Annotated in this window: 19 protein-coding genes; 17 read left to right on the forward strand and 2 right to left on the reverse strand. The window is 68.2% G+C overall.

Going from position 1 to position 21,148, the window contains the following annotated elements:
- Positions 1 to 19: 19 nt before the first annotated feature.
- From secG to ASF71_RS00285, 6 genes are all read left to right on the forward strand, one after another.
- The gene (gene secG, locus ASF71_RS00260) at positions 20 to 244 is read left to right on the forward strand and encodes a preprotein translocase subunit SecG (RefSeq protein WP_056294954.1); all 225 of its coding nucleotides are present in this window, start codon (positions 20 to 22) and stop codon (positions 242 to 244) included.
- A gap of 403 nt (positions 245 to 647) precedes the next feature.
- Positions 648 to 2,405: an ABC transporter substrate-binding protein gene (locus ASF71_RS00265; protein WP_056293132.1), complete on the forward strand. Its 1,758-nt coding sequence runs from the start codon at positions 648 to 650 to the stop codon at positions 2,403 to 2,405.
- A 115-nt stretch (positions 2,406 to 2,520) separates the two neighbouring features.
- Positions 2,521 to 3,501 (forward strand): ABC transporter permease, encoded by a 981-nt coding sequence (locus tag ASF71_RS00270; RefSeq protein ID WP_056293136.1) that lies wholly within the window; start codon positions 2,521 to 2,523, stop codon positions 3,499 to 3,501.
- Positions 3,498 to 4,616, forward strand: a complete 1,119-nt coding sequence (locus ASF71_RS00275; RefSeq protein ID WP_056293139.1) for an ABC transporter permease — start codon at positions 3,498 to 3,500, stop codon at positions 4,614 to 4,616. Before ASF71_RS00270 ends, ASF71_RS00275 begins: the two co-directional genes overlap by 4 nt.
- Before the next feature lie 155 nt (positions 4,617 to 4,771).
- A complete protein-coding gene (locus tag ASF71_RS00280; protein ID WP_056293142.1) occupies positions 4,772 to 5,821 on the forward strand; it encodes an ABC transporter ATP-binding protein in 1,050 nt (349 codons plus the stop codon).
- Positions 5,818 to 6,849, forward strand: coding sequence for an ABC transporter ATP-binding protein (locus tag ASF71_RS00285; protein ID WP_056293144.1), 1,032 nt, complete (start codon positions 5,818 to 5,820; stop codon positions 6,847 to 6,849). The genes ASF71_RS00280 and ASF71_RS00285 overlap by 4 nt, the downstream gene beginning before the upstream one ends.
- Before the next feature lie 133 nt (positions 6,850 to 6,982).
- On the opposite strand, the gene ASF71_RS00290 is transcribed toward ASF71_RS00285, so the two are convergent.
- A complete protein-coding gene (locus ASF71_RS00290) occupies positions 6,983 to 7,231 on the reverse strand; it encodes a hypothetical protein (protein ID WP_056293147.1) in 249 nt (82 codons plus the stop codon).
- Positions 7,232 to 7,552: 321 nt separating this feature from the next.
- On the opposite strand from ASF71_RS00290, the gene icd reads away from it, so the two are divergent.
- The 10 genes from icd (at position 7,553) to ASF71_RS00340 (ending at position 18,680) form a co-directional block, all read left to right on the forward strand.
- Positions 7,553 to 8,812 (forward strand): NADP-dependent isocitrate dehydrogenase, encoded by a 1,260-nt coding sequence (gene icd, locus ASF71_RS00295; RefSeq protein ID WP_056293150.1) that lies wholly within the window; start codon positions 7,553 to 7,555, stop codon positions 8,810 to 8,812.
- A 78-nt stretch (positions 8,813 to 8,890) separates the two neighbouring features.
- Complete coding sequence (locus ASF71_RS00300) at positions 8,891 to 9,184, forward strand: hypothetical protein (RefSeq protein ID WP_056293153.1); 294 nt, start codon at positions 8,891 to 8,893, stop codon at positions 9,182 to 9,184.
- On the forward strand, positions 9,181 to 9,945 hold the full coding sequence (locus ASF71_RS00305) for a class I SAM-dependent methyltransferase (RefSeq protein WP_056293156.1): 765 nt from the start codon (positions 9,181 to 9,183) through the stop codon (positions 9,943 to 9,945). Before ASF71_RS00300 ends, ASF71_RS00305 begins: the two co-directional genes overlap by 4 nt.
- 100 nt (positions 9,946 to 10,045) lie before the next feature.
- Positions 10,046 to 10,519, forward strand: coding sequence for a hypothetical protein (locus ASF71_RS00310; protein ID WP_056293158.1), 474 nt, complete (start codon positions 10,046 to 10,048; stop codon positions 10,517 to 10,519).
- Between the two features lie 64 nt (positions 10,520 to 10,583).
- On the forward strand, positions 10,584 to 11,297 hold the full coding sequence (locus tag ASF71_RS00315) for an SDR family oxidoreductase (protein WP_056293164.1): 714 nt from the start codon (positions 10,584 to 10,586) through the stop codon (positions 11,295 to 11,297).
- 99 nt (positions 11,298 to 11,396) lie between these two features.
- Complete coding sequence (gene smpB / locus ASF71_RS00320; protein WP_369814938.1) at positions 11,397 to 11,819, forward strand: SsrA-binding protein SmpB; 423 nt, start codon at positions 11,397 to 11,399, stop codon at positions 11,817 to 11,819.
- A gap of 11 nt (positions 11,820 to 11,830) precedes the next feature.
- Positions 11,831 to 13,204: an N-acetylmuramoyl-L-alanine amidase gene (locus ASF71_RS00325; RefSeq protein ID WP_056293171.1), complete on the forward strand. Its 1,374-nt coding sequence runs from the start codon at positions 11,831 to 11,833 to the stop codon at positions 13,202 to 13,204.
- A gap of 5 nt (positions 13,205 to 13,209) precedes the next feature.
- Positions 13,210 to 13,758 carry a GerMN domain-containing protein gene (locus ASF71_RS00330; RefSeq protein WP_056294957.1) on the forward strand — a complete coding sequence of 183 codons (549 nt, stop codon included), beginning with the start codon at positions 13,210 to 13,212 and terminating at the stop codon, positions 13,756 to 13,758.
- A gap of 16 nt (positions 13,759 to 13,774) precedes the next feature.
- Positions 13,775 to 17,068, forward strand: a complete 3,294-nt coding sequence (locus ASF71_RS00335; protein WP_056293175.1) for a chromosome segregation SMC family protein — start codon at positions 13,775 to 13,777, stop codon at positions 17,066 to 17,068.
- Between the two features lie 151 nt (positions 17,069 to 17,219).
- Positions 17,220 to 18,680, forward strand: a complete 1,461-nt coding sequence (locus ASF71_RS00340) for an alpha-amylase family glycosyl hydrolase (RefSeq protein ID WP_056293178.1) — start codon at positions 17,220 to 17,222, stop codon at positions 18,678 to 18,680.
- Between the two features lie 81 nt (positions 18,681 to 18,761).
- Here ASF71_RS00340 and ASF71_RS00345 read toward each other — a convergent pair whose 3' ends face one another.
- Complete coding sequence (locus ASF71_RS00345; RefSeq protein WP_056294960.1) at positions 18,762 to 19,829, reverse strand: peptidylprolyl isomerase; 1,068 nt, start codon at positions 19,827 to 19,829, stop codon at positions 18,762 to 18,764.
- A gap of 213 nt (positions 19,830 to 20,042) precedes the next feature.
- Here ASF71_RS00345 and ASF71_RS00350 point away from each other — a divergent pair, with 213 nt between their 5' ends.
- Positions 20,043 to 21,116, forward strand: a complete 1,074-nt coding sequence (locus ASF71_RS00350) for a peptidoglycan bridge formation glycyltransferase FemA/FemB family protein (RefSeq protein ID WP_056293180.1) — start codon at positions 20,043 to 20,045, stop codon at positions 21,114 to 21,116.
- Positions 21,117 to 21,148 lie beyond the last annotated feature (32 nt).

Genomic DNA, 21,148 nt, shown 5'->3' on the forward strand with positions numbered 1-21,148 from the left:
CGCGAGGTCTGAGATGAGTGTGATCCTGACGATTTTTCTGGTGCTGTTCGCCCTGGTGTGCGTGGGGCTGGTCTTTTTCGTCCTGCTTCAGGTTCCCCGGCAGGCGGGTCTCTCGGCCAGCATGGCTTCCGGTGGTTCACTGCTGGGCGGGCGCGGCGTCGAAGGCGGCCTTGTGCGCCTGACGAGCGTGGCCGGCGCCCTGTTCATGCTGTTGGCCTTCCTGATCGGGCTCGTCTCGCGCTGAGGCGCTGGGCCGGACTGTAAACCAGACAAAGAGGGCCGCCCAACGGGTGAGAGGTTGCCTACCCAGGGTGAGGGTGGTCATTTTTTGTTACTTGCTCTCTTGGTTTGTACAGCACAGATTTGAAAGCGCATCACGAAGTCAAGGCGCGCTTCGCTACAGGGGGCGCCTTTCACATTGTTACTGACAACCCTTTCAAGACGCAGATGTAAAGTCTGCGTCTGCTTTGCTGTTGATCTGACAGCTGTGTATAAAGATGCGCCCTCATGCTTGGGCTATACGCTTGACCACACATAAGCAAAAACCTATATTGACATTGCTGGAAATCCCCAACACCTATACGCTGTGACGCTGGCCGCGAGTCAGGCCGTCGCCGTATTTCCAGATCCCACCCCGGAGGTTTCGAATGAAAAAAGCCCTGTTCCTCGCGCTCGCCCTGAGCGCCGGTAGCTCGCTCGCCGCACCCTTCGTTCTGCCTGCTGCCTGGATGGCCGAAAACCCCTCGCAGGCCAAGGCTGGCGGCGAAGTCCGGACCTACTCGCTCAGCGACTACAAGACGCTGAACCCGTTCACCAGCTCGGAAGCCGACAGCCTCCCGACCCTGATGGCCTCGGTGGGACTGTTCACCCAGGATCCCAGCACCGACAAGTTCATTCCCTATATGGCCGACGCCATGCCGGTCGTGAGCAACAACAACAAGCGGTTCGTCATCAAGATCCGCCAGGGCATGAAGTTCAGTGACGGTCAGGCCATCACGGCCGACGACTTCATCACGACCTTCAAGATCCACACCGACGACAAGGTCGGCAGCAACTCCTACGACTCCTACTTCATCAACGGCAAGCCGATCACCCTGAAGAAGCTCGACAACTACACCCTTCAGTTTGACTTCCCGCAGGCCAGCGCCAGCGCCTACAGCCGTATGGGCGGCTTGACCCCCTGGCCCGACCATGTGTTCGGTCCGGTCTACAAGAGCAAGGGCGCCGAAGGCATCAAGGCGATGTGGAGCGTCAGCGCGAATCCCTCGACCATCGTCTCGCCTGGTCCCTGGGTCATCAGCAGCTACCAAGCCGGCCAGCGCGCCGTCCTGAAGAAGAACACCTACTTCGGTGAGTGGGCCAAGGACGGGGCCGGTAAGCCCCTGCCCTACCTCGACACCATGAGCATCCGTCTGCTCAAGGACCTGAACGCCGGCCTGGCCGCCTACCTCGCAGGTCAGACCGACACCTTCGCAGCCAGCAAGGCCGATGACCTCGCGCAGATCAAGCGCGCCATTGACGGCGGCAACCTCAAGGCCAACCTCGTGCCCAACGTCAGCCCCAACGCGACGAGCAGCTGGATCGTGTTCAACTGGAACAAGTCCGGCGACGTGGCCAAGCAGAAGATCTTCCGTGACGTGCGCTTCCGTCAGGCCATGAGCCACATCGCCAACCGTCAGGCCATGATCCAGCTCGCGCTGGGCGGCCTCGGCAGCGAGGTGTACACGGGCGTGTACCCGGTGTTCAAGAACTACCAGTTCGACAGCACCCCCAAGTACAAGTACGATCTGGCGGCCGCCACCAAGCTGCTCGCGCAGATGGGCTTTTCCAAGAAGAACGCTCAAGGCTACCTGACCAACAGTGCTGGGCAGGTGCTGGAATTCAACATGGCGACCAACGCAGGCAATACCGTGCGCGAGCAGCTCGGCCGCATCTTCACTGACGAGGCCAAGAAGGTCGGCGTGAAGGTCAACTTCACCCCCATCGACTTCAACAACCTCGTGGACCAGCTCAACTCCAAGGGCGCCAACCGGCCCTTCGACGCGATCCTGCTGGGCCTCTCGGGCGGCGACAACATCTGGCCCTACGGCAGCAACGTGGTGCCCTGTGGCGGCAACCTGCACTCGTTCAACGTGCCCAGCGACGGCAAGTGCCTCACGCCCCAGGAAAGCCTGATGACCAAGCTGTACTTCCAGGGTGACCAGACCCTCGACGACGACGCCCGCCGCAAGATCGGTGAGCAGCTCTCGAAGGCCGAGGCGCAGAACCAGGGCTTCATCTACCTCGTGGGCACGAACTACCACGTTACGTACAGCAGCCGTCTGGGCGGCGAGTACAAGCGCAACCTGTGGGACGCCTACAACCAGGCGCGACCCTACGCCCACCTGACGACCTACATCAAGTAAGCGTCCACCAGCCTAGGGTTGCTGCGCGCAGCCTGAGTTCCGGGGCGGCTTCATCACGAGGCTGCCCCGCCTGCTTGGACCACAGACCGGCCCACAGGAAAGGAGACTTCCCGCCTTGATCAACTTTCTGCTCCGGCGTCTGCTGAACGCCGTTCCGACCCTGCTGCTCTCCAGCATCCTGGTCTTTTTCATCATTCAGCTCGCTCCGGGCGACTTCCTGACCCCGGCGAGACTAAACCCCAACATTTCTGCCGAGCGCATCGCCGACCTGCAACGCAACCTGGGTCTCGACCGCCCGGTCGTCGTGCAGTATTGGCTCTGGCTGACCAACATGCTGAAGGGTGACTTCGGCCTGTCCTTCGCCTACCAGCAGCCTGTGCTGGACGTAGCGTGGCCGCGCATTGTCAACTCTCTGTATCTCGTGCTGCCCTACTTCGTGCTGTACTACCTGATTTCCATTCCCCTGGGGGTCTACGGCGCGCTGCGTCAGAATTCCTTCGGTGACAAGGCGCTCAACGTCGTGATGTACATCCTGCTCGGCTTTCCGAGCTTCTTCCTAGCGCTGCTGGTCATCTTCGGTCTGCTGCAACTGCGCTACAAGACCGGGTGGGACATTCCGATCAATGGCCTGACCAGCGACAACTACACGTCTCTGAACCCACTGGGCAAGTTTCTGGACATCGCCAAGCATGTCGCTGTCCCGGCCCTGGTGCTGGCGATTGGTGACGCGGCGGGCCTGACCCGTGTGATCCGGGGCCAGATGCTCGAGTACATGAGGGCGGATTTTGTGCGCACAGCGCGCTCCAAGGGCGTCAGCGAGTTCTCGACCGTCTACCGCCACACCCTGCGCAACGCCTTGGTGCCTATCGTGGCGGGCATCGGTGGACTGCTGCCGGCGGCCATCAGCGGCGCGGGCTTCATCGAAGTGGTGTTTGCCTACCCCGGGATCACGCCCATGATCCTGGACGCCATCAATACCCAGGACCTATTCCTGATTGCCGGATTCACCATGCTGACCGTCTTTCTCCTCATCATCGGGAACGCCCTCAGCGACATTCTGCTGAGCGTCGTAGATCCCCGGATCAGGTACGCATGAGCGCCCCTGCCCTCAAAGTCCAGCGGCCCCCCGCCCAGTCCCAGTTCTCCGTGGCGTGGCGGCAGTTCCGCAAGAACTCGTTGGCCCGCTTCGGCGGCTTCGTCCTCATCCTGCTGTATCTCACGGCCCTGTTCGCAGGTTTCCTGGCCCCCGACGGCCTATCGAACTACAGCACGACCAACCTCACGCCCTACCACCCACCGACCCCTATCCATATCCGGACCGAGCAGGGATTTACGCGGCCGTTCGTGTACCAGTACACCCAGCAGCTCAACCCGGACACCTTCGTCAACGAGTACCGCCCGACGGCTGAGCGCTGCCCGCTGTACCTGGGAGTACGCGGCGATAGTTACCGCATCCTGGGCCTTATTCCCAGCTCGCTGCACCTGTTCGGCACGGGCAGCGACACTTGCAAGGTCTATCTGTTCGGCGGCGACTCGCTGGGCCGCGACCTGTTCTCGCGCACGCTGTATGCCGGGCAGATCTCGCTGACCATCGGCGTGCTGTCGGTGCTGCTCTCGACCCTCATCGGGATGCTGATGGGCGCGATGTCGGCCTACTTCGGCGGCTGGGTGGACAATGTCATCCAGCGCCTGATCGAAGTGATCGCCTCGATTCCCTACCTCTTTCTGGTCATCCTGCTGCGTTCCATCTTTCCGCAGAACGTCAACCCGATCCTGGCCCTGTACATCATCCTGGGCATCCTGGCGTTCATCAGCTGGGGTGGGCTGGCGCGTGTGGTGCGTGGGCAGCTCCTGAGCGTGCGTGAACAGGACTACGTGGCGGCAGCCACATCGCTGGGCGCCAGCAACAGCCGCATCATGTGGCGTCACATGCTGCCTTCGATGACCACCTACCTCATCGTGGGTCTGAGCCTCTCGATTCCGGCGACCATCCTGCTCGAGTCGGGCCTGAGCTTCGTGGGTATCGGCGCGGTCGAGCCTTACTCCTCTTGGGGCAGCCTGCTGAACAAGGCGCAGGAAGGCGGCTTCGCCAGCATCACCCAACGGCCCTGGGTGCTGATCCCCGGCTTCTTCATCGTGCTGACCGTGATGTGCTATCAGCTCCTCGGCGACGGCCTGCGCGACGCTTTCGACCCGCGCAAGCGCCAGTAGCTCTAGGCACCGCAGGCCTCCTGGAAGGGGGAGGGCCTGTGGTGGCAGGGGCGCTCTCCCATTGCGGGACACTTGGCCCCCTGCTCCAGGGCTCCGTCCAGACAGGGTTGTATGATGACCTACATGTTTCAACAGGGAATAGACAAGGGAGAACAATGACCCACCAGAACGACGTTCTGCTCGCCGTCAACAATCTCAAGACGTACTTCAACACCGACGACGGTGTGGTCAAGAGTGTCGACGGCGTGACCTTCCACATCAAGAAGGGCGAGACCCTGGCCGTCGTGGGCGAGTCGGGTTCGGGCAAGAGCGTGACCAGTCTCAGCGTCATGCGCCTGATCCCCATGCCCCCCGGCAAGATCGTGGAAGGCGAGATCCTGTTCACCGGTAAGGACGGCACCCAGAAGAACTTGGTGACGATCTCCGAAGCCGAGATGCGCAAGATCCGCGGCAACGACATTTCCATGATCTTTCAGGAGCCGATGACCAGCCTCAACCCGGTGTACACCGTGGGCGACCAGATCGCCGAGGCGGTCATGCTGCACCAGAACAAGAACCGCAAGGACGCGATGGGTGTGGCGACCGACATGCTGCGCTTCGTGGGCATTCCGGCTCCCGAAAAGCGCGTGAACGAGTATCCCCACCAGCTCTCGGGCGGGATGCGTCAGCGCGTGATGATCGCCATGGCCCTGTCGTGCAACCCGGCCCTGCTCATCGCCGACGAGCCGACCACCGCACTTGACGTGACCATTCAGGCGCAGATTCTGGACCTCATGCGCAAGCTTCAGACCGATATCGGCATGAGTATCCTGTTCATCACGCACAACCTGGGTGTGGTGGCCGAGATGGCCGACCGCGTCGTCGTGATGTACGGCGGCCGCGTGGTCGAGGAAGGCGACGTGGTCGAGATCTTCAAGGCCCCGCGTCACCCCTATACCATGGGCCTGCTCAACAGCATCCCGCGTCCCGGCGGCGAGCACGAGTACGTGGCCGGCCAGCCCAAAAAGCGCCTGGAAGCCATTCCCGGCAACGTCCCCAACCCGCTCAACCTGCCGCCCGGCTGTTCCTTCGAGCCGCGCTGTAAGTTCGCCGTTCCCGAGTGCAGTCAGGCTGTGCCGCCCCTGGAAGATACGGGAGGCGGACATACGGCCCGCTGCATCCGCTGGCGCGAGTTTGAAACCGTACAGCAGGAGGTGTCCGCATGACCGCCACGACCACCCAGAACACGCAGCCGCGCAACCGCAGCGACATCGCCGCCTCCGGACAGACGCTGCTCGACGTGCAGAACCTGGAAAAGTTCTTTCCCATCCGGGGCGGGCTCATGTCGCGCGTGGTGGGCAACGTCAAGGCCGTCAACGACATCACCTTCAGCGTCAAGCGCGGTGAGGTCGTCGGCTTGGTCGGCGAGTCGGGGTCGGGCAAGACGACCGCCGGGCGCGCCATCCTGCGCCTGATCGAGCCGACGGGCGGCCAGGTGATCTTCAACGGCACCGACATCACCAAGCTGAGCAAGAGCCAGATGCGCGATTACCGCCGGGAGATGCAGATCATCTTCCAGGACCCCTTCGCGTCGCTCAACCCGCGCATGACGGTCTCGGACATCATCGGTGAGGCCATGCAGATCCATAACCTGCACCCCGGCAAGGGGCGTGTGGACCGCATCGCCGAACTGCTCCAGCGCGTGGGTCTGCGCCCCGAGCACATGGGCCGCTACCCGCACGAGTTCTCGGGCGGGCAGCGGCAGCGCATCGGGATCGCGCGCGCCCTGGCGGTGGACCCCAGCTTCATCGTGGCCGACGAGCCGGTCTCGGCGCTCGACGTGTCCATCCAGGCGCAGGTCGTGAACCTCATTCAGGACCTCCAGGAAGAGCTGGGCCTGACTGTGCTGTTTATCGCGCACGACCTGCACGTCGTTGAATACATCTGTGACCGCATGATCGTGATGTACCTCGGCCGCATCATGGAGATTGCGCCCAGCCACCAGCTCAACCGCAATCCCAAGCACCCCTATACCGAGGCCCTGCTCTCGGCTGCTCCGGTGCCCGATCCCACAGTCAAGCGCCAGCGCATCATTCTCGAGGGCGACATTCCCAGCCCGATCAACCCGCCGTCGGGGTGCGTGTTCCGGACCCGCTGCCGTTACGCCATCGCCGACTGCGCCAACATCGTGCCGGAACTGCGCGAGATCAGCCCGAACCACTTCAAGGCCTGCATCCGCGACGATATTCTCTAATCGGCTGCATCTGGAGGGTGGGGGAGGGGCGACTAAAGCCCTTCTCCCACTCTTTTGTTCAGCAGAATGACAAAACGCCCCGGCATCCACTTCAGGACGCCGGGGCGTTTTCGGAGGGGGTTATGCAGGACCCTTAGTGACCGTCGCCGTCCTTGGCTTCGCGCTTGCCTTCGTTGTACTCGGCGTGGGCTTCGCGGTTGTGCAACTCGGCCTTGGCACGGTCCTCAGTGGCCTTGAGCTTGTCGGCCGCGTTGTCCACGTGGTCGTCGCCCACTTTCGAGGCCACGTCGTGCCCGGCGGCCCGGAGGCGGTCGGCGCCCTCGTTGATCTTGGCCTTGGCCGCGTCGGCCAGGTTCTGCAGTGTGTTCTTGTCGTCACTCACAGTGATTTACCTCCTGAGGTTGGATTCCCGGTTTGGGTGCCCTCAGCATTCCCCGCTGACCTGCCGTACAGATGAAACGAAGCCCAGGACCGCCTTTAAAAAGTGGGGGAGTCAGTTGGAGCCGCCCCCAGTCTGAGGGCGCTTAGACCGTTGCCTGGCCCCGTGTAGCACGCCTCGGCTCTGGCGCCCGGACGAACCGGAGCCTCCTTGGGGTTGCGCTTCCGGCGAGCGTAAAGGGGGTCCCATACTAGGGAGAGGAGGACGGCCTGTCAGATATCGGCTGGCCTTTTTTCGCCTGACGGGGGTAGAGTGTTCCCCGATATGACCAGCCACATCAAGGTGCCCGCACAGGGCGAGAAGATCACCATGCAGGGCGATCAGCTTCAGGTGCCCGATCAGCCCATCATCCCCTTCGTCGAGGGTGACGGCACCGGACGCGACATCTGGAAGGCCAGCGTGCGCGTCCTGGACGCAGCGGTCGAAGCGGCCTACGGCGGCAAGCGCAAGATCGAGTGGCTCGAAGTCTACGCGGGCGAAAAGAGCACCGAGGTCTACGGCGAGAACGAGTGGCTGCCCGACGAGACCGTCAAGGCCTTCGACGAGTACCTCATCGGCATCAAAGGTCCCCTGACCACGCCGGTCGGCGGCGGCATCCGCTCCATCAACGTGGCGCTGCGCCAGCTTCTCGACCTGTACGCCTGCCTGCGCCCCGTGCAGTACTTCGCGGGCGTGCCCAGCCCCCTCAAGCAGCCCGAGCTCGTGGATATGGTCATCTTCCGCGAGAACACGGAAGACATCTACGCGGGGATCGAGTACAAGGCCGGCACTCCCGAGGCCAACAAGCTGCGCGACTTCCTCATCAACGAGATGGGCGTCACGCAGATCCGCTTCCCCGACAGCAGCAGCCTGGGCGTCAAGCCGGTCTCGAAGGAAGGCACCGAGCGCCTCGTGCGCGCCGCCATCCAGTACGCCATCGACAACGGCCGCAAGAGCGTGACGCTGGTGCACAAGGGCAATATCATGAAGTTCACCGAGGGCGGCTTCCGTGACTGGGGCTATGAGCTCGCCAAGCGTGAATTCGGCGGTGTGGAACTCGACGGCGGTCCCTGGCTCAAGCTGCCCGGCGGCATCGTGATCAAGGACGTGATCGCCGACGCCTTCCTCCAGCAGATTCTCCTGCGTCCCTCCGAGTACGACGTGATCGCCACGCTGAACCTCAACGGCGACTACGTCTCCGACGCCCTCGCCGCGCAGGTCGGCGGCATCGGCATCGCTCCTGGCGCCAACATCAACTACGTGACCGGCCACGCCATCTTCGAAGCGACCCACGGCACCGCGCCCAAGTACGCCGACAAGAACGTCATCAACCCCAGCTCGGTCATCCTGTCGGGCGAAATGATGCTGCGCCACATGGGCTGGTCCGAAGCGGCCGACCTGATCCTCAAGGGTCTGGACCAGACTATCGGGCAGAAGTTCGTGACCTATGACTTCGCCCGCAGCATGGAAGGCGCGCACGAGGTCAAGACGAGCGAGTTTGCCGACAAGATCATCGAGAACATGAAGGCGATGCCCCAGGCCTGAGCCCCGCGCTCTGAGGGTGGGCGGCGTTTCCCGGTAACGGGGGCGCCGCCCGCCCCGTTTTGCCGTATCCTGCGCCGCATGACCCGCGTGGTGTTTTTCCTGCTCGGCGTGGCGCTGCTGGCCGTCACGGCGTTGGGCGCCCTGTGGCTGCTGGGGCAGCTGCTCGCCGGCCTGGGGGCCTTCATCGCCGGGACGGCGGGCGTGATGCTGCGGCTGCTGTGGTTCCTGGCCGTGGCCGGGGTCCTGGGCGGCGTGGCCTTCTTTCTGTCGAGCGCCTGGCGACCGGCGGGCCGGGGCCCCGGCCCCCAGCGCCGTGTGACTCCAATGGCCGCGTCCGTCCCCGCTCCAGTGCCCACCGAGAAGGCCCGGTGAGCACCAACCCCGACCGCTTTCTGGGCCGCGCGGCGGTGTATGCGGCAGCGCGCCCGCCCTACCCGGCGGCGCTGGGCGAGTGGCTGACGGCCGAGGGCCTACTGCGTGGCAATGTGGCCGATCTCGGCGCGGGGACGGGGCTGTTCACGCGCCTGCTGCTCTCGGCGGGGGCGGCGCAGGTGGACGCTGTGGAGCCCAACCCCGAAATGCGCGCCGAGCTGGAAGCGGCCCTCGCGGCGCAGGTGGCCTCGGGGACGGTGCGGGTGCACGCCGGGACCTCCGAGGCCACCGGGCTGCCGGACGCCTCGCTGGACCTGATCACGGCGGCGCAGGCGGCCCACTGGTTCGCTCCGGAGCCGACCCTACGCGAGCTGCGGCGGGTCCTGCGCCCTGGCGGACGCGTGCTGCTCGTCTGGAACGACTGGCGCGGCGTGGACGCGCCCCTGAACCGGGCCTACGGCGAGGTCGTGGCGCAGTTTACCGAAGCGGACGTGCCGGTACTGGCGACCCGCGTGCCCGAGGCCGAGTTGCCGGGGCTGCTGCCGGGCGGGTTCGAGAAACGCCTCTTCGACCACGCCGTGCCCTTTACCCGTGAGCGCCTGCGGGCCCTGGCCGGCAGCGTCAGCTACCTGCCCTCGCCGGGCGACCCGGTCTACCCGGACATGGCGGCGGCGTTGGACCGGGCCTTCGGGGACCCGGAGGGGGGAGAGGCGCCGCTGGTGTACCGCACCCACGCCTACCTGGGCCGGATAGAGGACTGAGCCCCGGCTCGTCCCGTTCCTGGCCCTCAAATGTGACGAACATGACGCGGCTCAAGCTCTCCTCACGGCGCATCAGGAAGGGTGTGGTGCACTACGTGGCATGAACCGTTTCCAAGTGTCTGCCCTGGCCCTCACCGCCGCCGCCCTGCCGGTCCTCGCCGCTGCGCAGGCTCCGGCCCTGCCCGCCGGCTGGACGAACGCCGCTCTGGCCGGCGCGACGTACGTGATTCTCGACCCGCGTCTGGAGGGCAACCCCGGTCTCCTGAACGCCGAGCAGCAGGCGGGAATCCTGAAGGCCATGCGTACCGACTCGGCCGGAGCGATCTCGCGTCACTACCCCAGCGCGAAGTTCGTGACCGATCCCGCCACGCCCGGCGCCGTGAAGGTGTCTCCCGTGCTCGTGACTCCCAGTGCGCTCGTGCCCTGGGCCAAGCTCAGCGCCCGGATGGACCTGCAACTGGCCGACGGCAACACGGTATCGCTCAACGAGAGCTTCGGGCTGCTCACGCTGTGGCAGCAGGGCGCGCAGGCGGCCAACTACGCCTACGACCGCATTGCTCAGCGCCTGCCCTAAAAGCGCGTTTAAGTCCTCTTGAGACGGCCCCTGCCCCGCGCGGGGGCCGTGTTAGCGTGGCCGCATGACCGATCAGAAGAAAAGTGCGTTCGTGACGGGTGCCAGCAAGGGCATCGGCCTCGCCGTGGCGCAGGCGCTCGCCGCTCAAGGCTACGGCGTGACCCTGACCAGCCGCAAGCAGGACGAGGTGGAGGCGGCCGCCCGGGAAGTCGGCAGCGGCGCGCGCGGTGTGGTGTGCGACGTGCGTGACCCGGCCGCCGTGCAGAGCGCCGTGGACGCCCATGTGGAGACCTTCGGCGGCCTCGACGTGCTGTTCGTAAACGCGGGTGTGGGTGTGTTCGGCAACGTCGAGGACCTGAGTATCGAGGACTGGCAGGCCATGATCGACACCAACCTCAGCGGGGCGTTCTATACCGTCAAGGCGGCGATTCCGGCCCTCAAGCAGGGGGGCGGATACATCTTTACCCTCAGCAGCCTTGCGGGGCGCAACGCCATGCCCGGCGGCGGCGGGTACAACGCGAGCAAGTTCGGTCTCAACGGCCTGTCGGAAGTCATGAACCTCGACCTGCGCCAGCACGACATCAAGGTGACGCAGATCATGCCTGGCAGTGTGGCGACCGAGTTCGGCGGCCATCAGCCCTCGGACGCCGACGCCTGGAAGATCCAGCCCGAGGACCTCGCGCAGCTCACGGTGGACCTGCTGAACATGCCCGCGCGCACGTTGCCCAGCCGCGTCGAGGTACGCCCCGCGCGCCCGGATAAGAAGCCCAAGAACTGATTTTCCCACGTCGTGCGCGCCCCCGGCCCCTGTCGCCGGGGGCGCCTGCGTTGACCGGACTGCTGCGGCTCTCAGGATCGCCCTGCTAGAATATGGGGCGTGTACACCAACCGCCGCGCGCATTACGAGTACGAACTGTTGGAGCGCTACGAGGCGGGAATCAGTCTGACCGGAAGCGAGGTCAAGAGCATACGCGCCGGCGGCGTGGACTTCCGGGACGCCTTCGCGCGCCTGACGAACGGCAACGTGGACCTCGAAGGGCTCTACATCCCCGAATACACGGAAGCCAGCTACAACAACCACACCCCCAGACGTACCCGCCGCCTGCTGCTGCACAGCGAAGAGATTGCCAAGCTGCGCCGGGGCCTGGAGCAAAAGGGCCTGACCCTAGTGCCCACCCGCCTGTACCAGAAGGGCCGGTATTTCAAGGTGGAACTCGCCCTGGCGCGCGGCAAGAAGCTGCACGACAAGCGCCGCGCCGAGGCCGAGAAGACCGTGCGCCGGGAGCTGCGCGACCTGTGAGGCGCCTGGGAATGGGGGCGCGCTGGCCCCGGTTGCTGCTGCTCTCAGCGGCGCTCATCGGCGCGGGGCTGGCCGGCGCGCAGCTCGCCTTCAGCCGCCTGAATCTGGCCGGGCGCGACGTGCAGAGCATCAACCTCTACGGCGCCGAGTACGCCAGCCAGACCACCCTCTCGGGGCTGCTGAGCGTGGTGCGCGACGGCGGTCTGGTGAGAGTCGAGGGGCTGGGGCACGTGCTGCTGCTGCCTATCGACGAGGACCAGGCGCGCGCCGTGACCGACTTCAATACCGTGCAGCTCGACGCTGAGCGCGTCAAGGCCCGCTCGGCCACCCTGGTCAACGGCAATCTGTACCTGCCGCTCGACACGCTGGCGCGCGGTCTGGGCGCGACCTACGCGCCGGGGCAGTTCACGGTGGCCGCGCCGACCCTCCAGGGCGTGAGCAGCCGTGCGGGCCGCAGCAGCGACCGCCTGGTGCTGGACCTGAGCCGCGACGTGGAGGTCAGCGACGAGCTGCGCGGCACCGAGGTCCGCATCACCCTGAGCGGCCTGAAGGGCGATACGCGGCGCTACACCACGCGCGGGGCCTTCCTGCCCTCGGCGCAGGTGACGCAGTCGGGCCAGAACCTCGTCGTGACCTTCCCCCTGCCGCAGAGCAGCGGCTACCGGGTGTACCCGGTGGTGCGGGCGGGCGGCGCGCGGCTCGTCGTTGACGTCGGCCCCGGCATTCCCGTGACCGTACCTGCCCTCACGCAGCGCATCGGGCGGCCCCTGATCGTGCTGGACCCCGCGCGGGTGCAGGGCCTGGGCCGCGACGTGACGCTGGAGGTGGCCCGGCGCGCGGCCGAACTGCTCACGCAGGCGGGTTGGCAGGTGCGTCTGACGCGCGAGCAGACCTCGGCGCTGGGGCAGAACGACAAGCTCGCGCTCGCCCGCCAGAGCGACGTGTACCTGGCGCTCGACCTAGGGCGCTTTCCCGGCAGCCCGCGCGGCGGCGTCACGGTGTACGAGCAGAGCGGCGAGAGTCCTTCGCAGTACGTCAATGCCCTGCGCGGCGCCTCGACCGCGCCCTACGGCAGCCTCGCGGTGGGGGACGGCGGCGGCACGCGGCGCCTGAGTGAACTGCTGCGCGGCGAGCTGCGCGGCGGCGGCGTGACTGCCAAGCAAGGGAGCATCAGCCGGGTGCTGACGCTGGGCGAGACGGCCCAGGCCGCCCTGCTCATGGAACTGGGCTGGACCGGCAACGCGCAGGACCGCACCAACCTGGGCACCGACGCCCGGCTTCAGGCCTTCTCGGTGGCGGTGGCGCGCAGCGTGGCGACCTACCTCACCGCCCGGGCCAATAACGCCTCGCAGGTCGCGCAGGGCAGCAACGGGAGCACGCCGTGATTCCGCTGCGCCGGTTCCTGTCGCTGTTCAACGTGGTCACGCTGGCCCTGCTGCTCGTGTCGGCCTACGCCTACGAGGTCGTGCAGCGTCCCCCCGCCCTGCCCACACCCCCCAAGCTGGAACTGTCCGAGCGCCGGGCGGTCAAGGTCACGGTGTACTACCCCGACACCCAGGTCCAGAACCTGCGGGCCGTGCAGCGTACCGTGCAGGTCACCGAGGAAAACCCCACTGCGCTGGCCCAGGCTGCCGCGAACGCCTGGGCGCAGGGGCCGGCCGGCAGCGGGACAGGACTGCTGCGCGCCGTGCCGCAGGGCACCGCCGCTCCGCGCGTCTACCTGCGCGGGACCCACTACTACGTGGACTTCCCGCAGGCGTACACGGGCCTGAACTACGGGGCCAGCGGCGAGCGGATGCTCCTGTGTACCCTGACCCGGACGCTGCTCGACAAGCGTGGGCAGGACGTGACCTTCCTCGTGGGGGGGCAGATGACCGATACCCTGGGCCGCATGGACCTGCGCGAGCCGTATACCCGCCAGGACTGCACCGACCGGTAAGGCCGGGCACACGCGCGTGATCCAGACCATCACCCTTCAGGGGTTCAAATCCTTCGCCGAGCGCACCCGCCTCGAATTTTCGAGCGGAGTATGCGCCGTCATCGGTCCCAACGGCAGCGGCAAGAGCAACGTCGTCGAGGCGATCCGCTGGGCCACCCACGGCGCGCGGGCCCGTGAACTGCGCGCCGGGCGCGGGACCGAGCTCATCTTTCACGGCAGCGGGGGCAAGGCGCCGCTGGGGCTGGCCGAGGTCTCGCTGGAACTCTCGACCGCGCAGGGCCGCCTGAACCTCACCCGCCGCGTCTACCGCGACGGCACAGGCGAGCAGGACCTCGCGGGACGCCCGGTACGCGCGCGCGACGTGCAGGCGGCGCTGCGCGGTACTGGCCTGGGACCGGGTGGGCTGGCCGTCATCGGGCAGGGCGAGGTGAGCGGCGTGGTGCAGGCCGAGGGCCGTACCCTGCTGGGTTACCTGCAGGAGGCGGCCGGGCTGTCGCGGGCGGTCAGCGCCCGTCAGGAGGCCGCCGCGCGGCTGCTGGAGGCCGACAGTCACCTCAAGCGCCTGCGCCTGCTGCTGAACGAGCGTGAGTCCGGCGTGGCCCGGCTGGCCCAGGCCGCCGCGCAGGCCCGGCAGCACCGCGACCTGAGTGCCCGGGTCCTGACCCTGGACGACGCCCTGCGCCGCGAGCGCCAGGCTGCGCTGCGCCGGGAGCTGGACACGGCCGCCCGCGAGGCCCGCGCCGCGGCGGCACGCAGCGCCGAGCTGGCGCTTGCCGTGGGGGAGGGGGCTGCCCGCGTGGAGGCCTCCCGCGAGGCCGCCCAGGCTGCCCGCGCTCGCCAGGAGGCCCACGCTGGGGCACTGGATACCCTGCGCGCCGCGCGGGAGGCCCATGCCCAGGCGGCGCGCTACCGGGAGCACTTCGCCGCCGAGGCCGCCGCGCTGAGCGCCGAACTCGCGTCACTGCCGGATACGCCGCCGGTGGCGCCCGCTCCAGACCTCGTGGCCCTGGCCGCAGAGGCGGCGCAGGTCCGCAGTGGGGCTGAAGCCGCCGAGGCCACGGCGCGCCGGCTCGACGCCGCGCTGAGCCGCGCGCGGCAGGAGGCGGCCCGGATCGCCGAGGCCGTCACACGCCGCTCCGCGAGCCTGGACACTCTGAGGGCCGAGCTGGAGCGCGCCGAGGGCAATCTGGACACCGCGCGGGCGGCCCTGCTGCCGGCCCGCGCCGAACTGGAGGCCGCCGCGCAGGCCCGGCAGGAGGCCGAGGGCGCCTTCACGGCCCAGGCCGATACGCGCGCCGCCGTACAGGCCCACGAGCGCCACCTTGCCGGCGAGCTGACCCGGGTGTCGGCCAGTCTCGCTCCGCTGCGGCGTGAACGCGAGCGCCTGGAAAGCGCATTGAACAGCTACGCTCGCTACGGCGAGGGCGCCCGCAACGCCCTGCGCCTGGAGCATCCCGGAATCGTCGGCTCAGTGGCCGATCTGCTGAGCGTGCCCGCCGAGTACGAGACAGCGGTGGGCGCGGCGCTGGGCCGGCGTCTGGAGCAGGTCGTGGTGGCGCGCGGCGACGACGCCCGTGAGATCATCGAGGAACTCCGTCGGGTGGGCGGCCGGGCGACCTTCCTGCCACTGGACCTGCTGCGCCCCCGCCCCCGGCGTGACGCGGCGCTGCTGCGTGAGGACGGCGTGGTGGGCAATCTCGCCGACCTGTGTCCCACCGATCCCACCCTGGTGGGCGAGGCCATCCTGGCCGATACGCTGCTCGTGCGCGACCTGCGGGCCGCCAATCGCCTCGCGCGCGCGCATGTCAGCCGGCCCCGCCTGGTCACGCTGGACGGCGAACTCGTCGAGCCGGGCGGCGCGATCACGGGTGGCCGGCTGCGCGACAGCGGCGGCGCGGTCCTGGCCGACCAGCGGCGGTTTCAGGAGCTCGACGCCGAGCTGGGAGAGGCCGCCGCCCTTCAGGCCCGCCTGGAGGCCGAGCTGGCGCGCGCGCGGGGAGCCGCCGGCGCCTCCGATCCTGCGGCGCTCAGAACCGCGCTCGACGACGCCCTGCGCCGCGAGCTGGACGCCGAGCGCCGCGTGACCGAACTGGGCGCGCAACTCCGCAGTCTGGAGACGAACCGCAGCAGTCTCCAGACCCGGCTGGCCGAGGCCGCGCCCACGCCGGAGCCGGTGCACGCGGCGCCGGACCTCACCACCCTCGAGAGCGACCTGCTCGCCGCCCGCCAGGGGGCCGAAGCCGCCCGCGCCGCCGAGCGGGACGCCGCCGAGGCCTGGGGGCTGGCGCGTGAGCTGGCGGCCGCCTGGACCGCCTACCACGCGGCCGGGGTCCGGGCCGACGCGCTGCGCGGGCGCCTGGCCGCGGGCGCGCAGGCCGCCGCGACCCAGCAGGCGCACCTGGAAGCCGCTGCCGCCGAGGTCGCCCGCCGTGAGGCCGCGCTGGGCAGCCTCGACGAGGGCGAGTTCCCCCGTGCCGAGGCCGCCCGCGAGGCCGCCGCGCTGGCCTACAGCAACCTCATCGGCGAGCAGAACCGCGTGCGCGCCCGCCTGGACGAGCTGCGGCTGCTTATCGCCCGGCGCGAGGGCACGCTGGAACAGGTGCCCGACGGTTGCCTGCCCCCCGGCACCCCCCGCGAGTGGTCGGCCGAGCTGGCCCGCGCCCGCGCCGCACTCGAGACCCTGGGGCCGGTCAACGCCCGCGCCGAAGCCGACCATGCCGCCGAGCGCGCCGAACTGGAGACCAGCCGCGCCGAACTGGCCGACGCCGAGGACGCGGCGGGCGAGCTGCGCGGGCACCTTTCCGCGTTGGAGGACGCCGAGGGAACTGCGACCCGACTCGCCTTCGGGCGCGTGAACGAGGCCTTCCGCGAGTACAGCGCCGAGCTGCTGGGCGGGGTGGGCGAGCTGGAGGCCGAGACGGGCGAACACGGCCGCCTCACGGGCCTGCGCCTCGCCGTGCAGCCCCGCGGCAAACGTACCCGCTCCATGACCTTGCTCAGCACGGGCGAGCGCACGATGGCAGGGCTGGGCTTTCTGTTCGCGCTGAACCACGCCGGGGGCGAGGAGGGCATGGGCGGGCTGCCGCTGGCGGTGCTCGACGAGGTGGACGCCCCGCTTGACGAGGCCAACATCCGCCGCTTCACGGCCTTCCTGGAACGCTTCGCCGCACGCGGCACCCAGTTCATCATCGTCACGCACCAGAAGGCGACCATGGAGGTCGCTCAGGCGCTCTGGGGCGTGACCACCGACCAGACCGGAGCCAGCCGCGTCCTGAGCATCCGCCAGGAGGGCGAGGGCGTAGGGGCCTGAGCCGGAGATGGCCGGCGGAGTTTCGGCGGTCTTCAGGTTATGTGAGCCGCATCGTGGCCCGCCTCCCTGCCGAACAGGGGCTTACTGACACGGCGGGTCCAGATCACCGGGTTGGGTGGCCTAGCCTGCTCGGGGCCGTAGCATGGGCCGGATGCGACCCTTTCTCCTGTCTGCTCTGTTGGTGGGGGCGGCGTCGGCCCAGAGTGCTCCGGCCGGCGTGCCGGGCCAGCCCAGTTTCGAGGGCCAGATCGTCTATCAGGTCATGCCCGACCGTTTCTTTGACGGTGACCCGGCGAACAACGCGGGCGTGGACCGCGCCGACCCGCGCGCGTGGCACGGCGGCGACCTCGCGGGCCTGACGCAAAAACTCCCGTACATTCAGAAGCTCGGCGCGACGGCGCTGTGGCTCACGCCGGTGTACCGCCAGCAGCCGGGCAACTTCTCCGACACCTCGCCCTATCACGGGTACTGGCCGGCCGACTTCCGTAAAGTGGACCCGCATTTCGGGACGCTGGCGACCTTCGGCGCCCTGATGGCGGGGGCCAGGGCGGCGGGGCTGCCAGTCGTGCTCGATCAGGTCATCAACCATTACGGGTACATGGCCCCGGCGGTGACGGAGCATCCTGGCTGGTTCAACGGTCCGGCGCAGTGCGGCGCTTCGCGGAACAAGGACGTGGACTGCTCGCTCGCCGGCCTGCCTGACCTGCGCCAGAGTGTGCCGGCGGTGCGGGACCTGCTGCTGGGCAACGCCGACTTCTGGCGTGCCCAGGGCGTATCGGCCTTCCGCTACGACGCCATCAAGCACGTTGAGGGGCCGTTCCTGAAGGAGCTGCTGGCCCGTGACCGCGCCGCCGGCACCTGGACGCTGGGGGAGTGGTACGACGCCGACACCGGCACGGTGGCCGACTGGCAGAAGGCTGGGTTCGACAGCCTCTTTCTGTTCAGCCTGCAGGCAGCCCTGCGCCAGAGCGTGATGGGCGGCCAGAGCCTGAGCGGCGTGGCGAACGTCCTCGCGCGTCAGGGCGAGTTGCCGCGCCCCGGCGAGGTCGCGCTGTTTCTCGACAACCACGACGTGCCCCGCTTTGCCAACGGCACGCTGTTCGAGGACGAGGGGCAGACCCGCACCCGCTATGGCCTGCGCGCCCTGATGACCCTGCGCGGCGTACCAGTGCTGTGGCAGGGTACCGAGATCGCCCAGCGCGGCGGCCCTGACCCCGATAACCGCCGCGACATGCGTTTCGAGGGCCAGTGGACGCCCGCCGAGGCGCAGACCTTCGCCGCCGTGCAGGGCGCCGTCGCCGCCCGTAAGGCGAGCGCGGCCCTGAGCCGGGGCGAGCAGCGGCTGCTGAACGTACCCGCCGGCTTACAGGACGACCTGTTGCTCTTCACCCGCCAGCAGGGCGACCAGACGGTGCTGGCCGCCTGGCACAACGGCCGCGAGCGACGTACCTTTTCCGTGCCGCTCGCGGCGCTGGGGCTCGGTGCAGCCACGCAGGCCCTGACCCGCAGTCTGTTTACCAGTCAGAACGCGGGCCTGAGCGTCAGCGGCGGGTTCCTGCACCTCAGCCTGCCGGGGCGGGATGCGGCGGCCTTCGAGTTGGGCAGGAAGTAGGGCCGGATTCAGGGAACCGGGCGCAGGTGGTGCAAAGCGGAAAGCGGGGCCACCTGCGCACCCGCTTTCCGCTTTGGGAGCTCAGGGCTGCGAGGGCGCGGTCGTGGGAGCCGGGGCAGGCGCCGCGGCCGGGGCCGCGACCGTCACCAGCTCGGGAAAGCTCTGGGGGGCGAGGCGGGTGAGCTGCGCGTCGAGGTACTTCTGCGCCGCGTCGCCCGCGAGCTGCTGACGGATCAGGGGCGCGGCCTCGGCCAGCGGCAGGGTGCCGGCCTGGGTGCGCTTGGTCACGATCAGGACGTGCCAGCCGAACTCGGTCTGGACGGTCTGGGGAACGTTGAGCGGGCCATTGAAGCTTGCCTGGTCGAAGGCTGCCACGGTGTCGCCCGAGTTGATGCAGCCCAGGTCGCCGCCCTGCGCCGCGCTGCCGGGGTCCTGGCTCTTTTCCTGGGCGATCTTGGCGAAGTCGCCGCCCGCCGCGAGCTGGGCCGTCACCGCGTCGGCCTCGGCCTTGGTCGGCACGAGGATGTGCTTGACACAGGCCTCGCCGGGGCGGTTGAAAGACGCCCGGTTGAGGTTGTAGAAGCCGCCTACCACGCTGTCACCGAAGGTAAAACGCTTCTGGAGGGTGTCGAGATAGGCGCGCACTACCGTCTGGCGCTCGAGCGCCGCGCGGAAGTCGGCGACGTTCGCGTAGCCGCGCTGGCCCAGCGCCTCGGCGAAGGCCTCGTCGGTGGGGAACCCGGCGCGGGCCTCCGCGACCTGCGCGTCGAGGGCGGCCGCGTCGGGCTTGTTGGCGACGCGGGCCAGCTGATAGGTCGCGCGCTCGCGCACGTACTGCTTGAGGTAGTCGGCGCGCGCCGGGGCGAATTCTTCGAGCAGCGATTCCTCGAACGGCGCGCCCTGACCATTGACCACCCGCGCGACCGCCTGCCGGAAGTCGCGGTCGAACTCGGCCAGCGTGACCGTCTCGCCGCCGATGCGCGCCACGACCGCCGCCGGGTCCTGGGAAGCTGCGGGGGTAGCCGCTGGTGCAGGCTGTGCGGGCGCGGTCTGGGCCGGCGCGGCCGGGGTCGTCGGCGTGGCCGGTGCGGTCTGGGCGAGGGCCGCGCCGCCGAGCAGCAGCGTGAGGGTCAAGGCAAGTCTGTTCATGCTGCTGCCCACTGTAGCGCTCTGTGCATGAGCGCGCGGTCCACCGCCCGCCTGCGGAGCAGAGCGCACGTTCAGGGACAGGGAGACCGGGGCTAGGCTGCGGGTCGCCGCACCGGGGCAATAGCCTTCCGGCCTACACGTTCCACGTCCTGACCGCCCAAATACACCGCCTCGTCCCGGCCGCTTTGTGACAAATGCTCTAGAATCCGCCGCGTGCGCCTGACCCTTGAGGAAACGACCGACCCCCGCGTGTACGACGACGCTGTGAGCCACCTGCCCATCACGAGTGCCCTTCAGGGCTGGGGCTACGGCGAGGCGAGGCGGGTGCTGGGCCAGACGCCCGCGCGGTACCTCATCAAGGGAGATGGCCGGACGGTGGGCGCGCTGCAACTCATCCGCAAGCGCCTCGTGCCCGGCTTCTCGACGCTGTACGCCCCGCGTGGCCCGGCACTCGAGTCGCTCGACCTGCTGCCCGACCTCGCGGGAGCGGTCCGGAAGGTGGCGCGGCCCACCGACGCCCTGCTGAAGATCGAGCCGCCGTATCCGTACCTCGCGGGCGACGGCGACTCGGAGGCGCACGTGCCCCCCGCGCTGGGGCCGTTCACGCGCGCCGACACCGAGCAGCCCGAACACACCATCATCGCTGACCTGCGCCCGACCGAAGCCGAGCTGCTCGCGGGCCTGAGCAGCATGGCGCGGCGCAACGTGCGCGCGGCCGAGAAACTGGGTGTGGTGGCGGGCCGGGACGACGATTTCGACGCCTTCTGGGAGATCTTCACGGCGACCAACGAGCGTGCCAAACTCGGGGCCTTTCCGCGCGCCTACTACGAGACCATGCTGCGCGAGGGCAACGCCCACGGCGGCGAGGCGTACATCGTGCTGTCGCGCTACCGGGGTAAGGCTCTGGCGGGCGGCTTTTTCGTCACGATGGGCAAAGGAACCTACTACCTCTTCGGCGGCAGCGTGCGCGACGACCGCGTGGGTGACGACGGCCAGCCCCTCAAGGACAGCAAGGCCCCGGATGCCTTCTACTGGAACGCGATGCTCGACGCCAAACGGCGTGGCTACGAGCTGTTCGATTTCTGGGGCATTCCGCGCGTCCTGGACGAGAGCAAGCACAGTTACGGCGTGTTCAAGATGAAGCTCAAGTTCAGCGAGCAGCGCGTGTGGTACCCGGCCTACGACCTGACCCTCAACCCGGCTGCCCCGGCCATCATCAAGGCGATGCGCTGGCGCAAGACCCAGAACAACTTGCGCAAACGCGGCAGCGCCGACGACGTGTTGTGACCTGACCTAACGGTCGGTCAGGCGGCATGGTA

It is taken from the genome of Deinococcus sp. Leaf326 (assembly GCF_001424185.1).
GTDB lineage: Bacteria > Deinococcota > Deinococci > Deinococcales > Deinococcaceae > Deinococcus.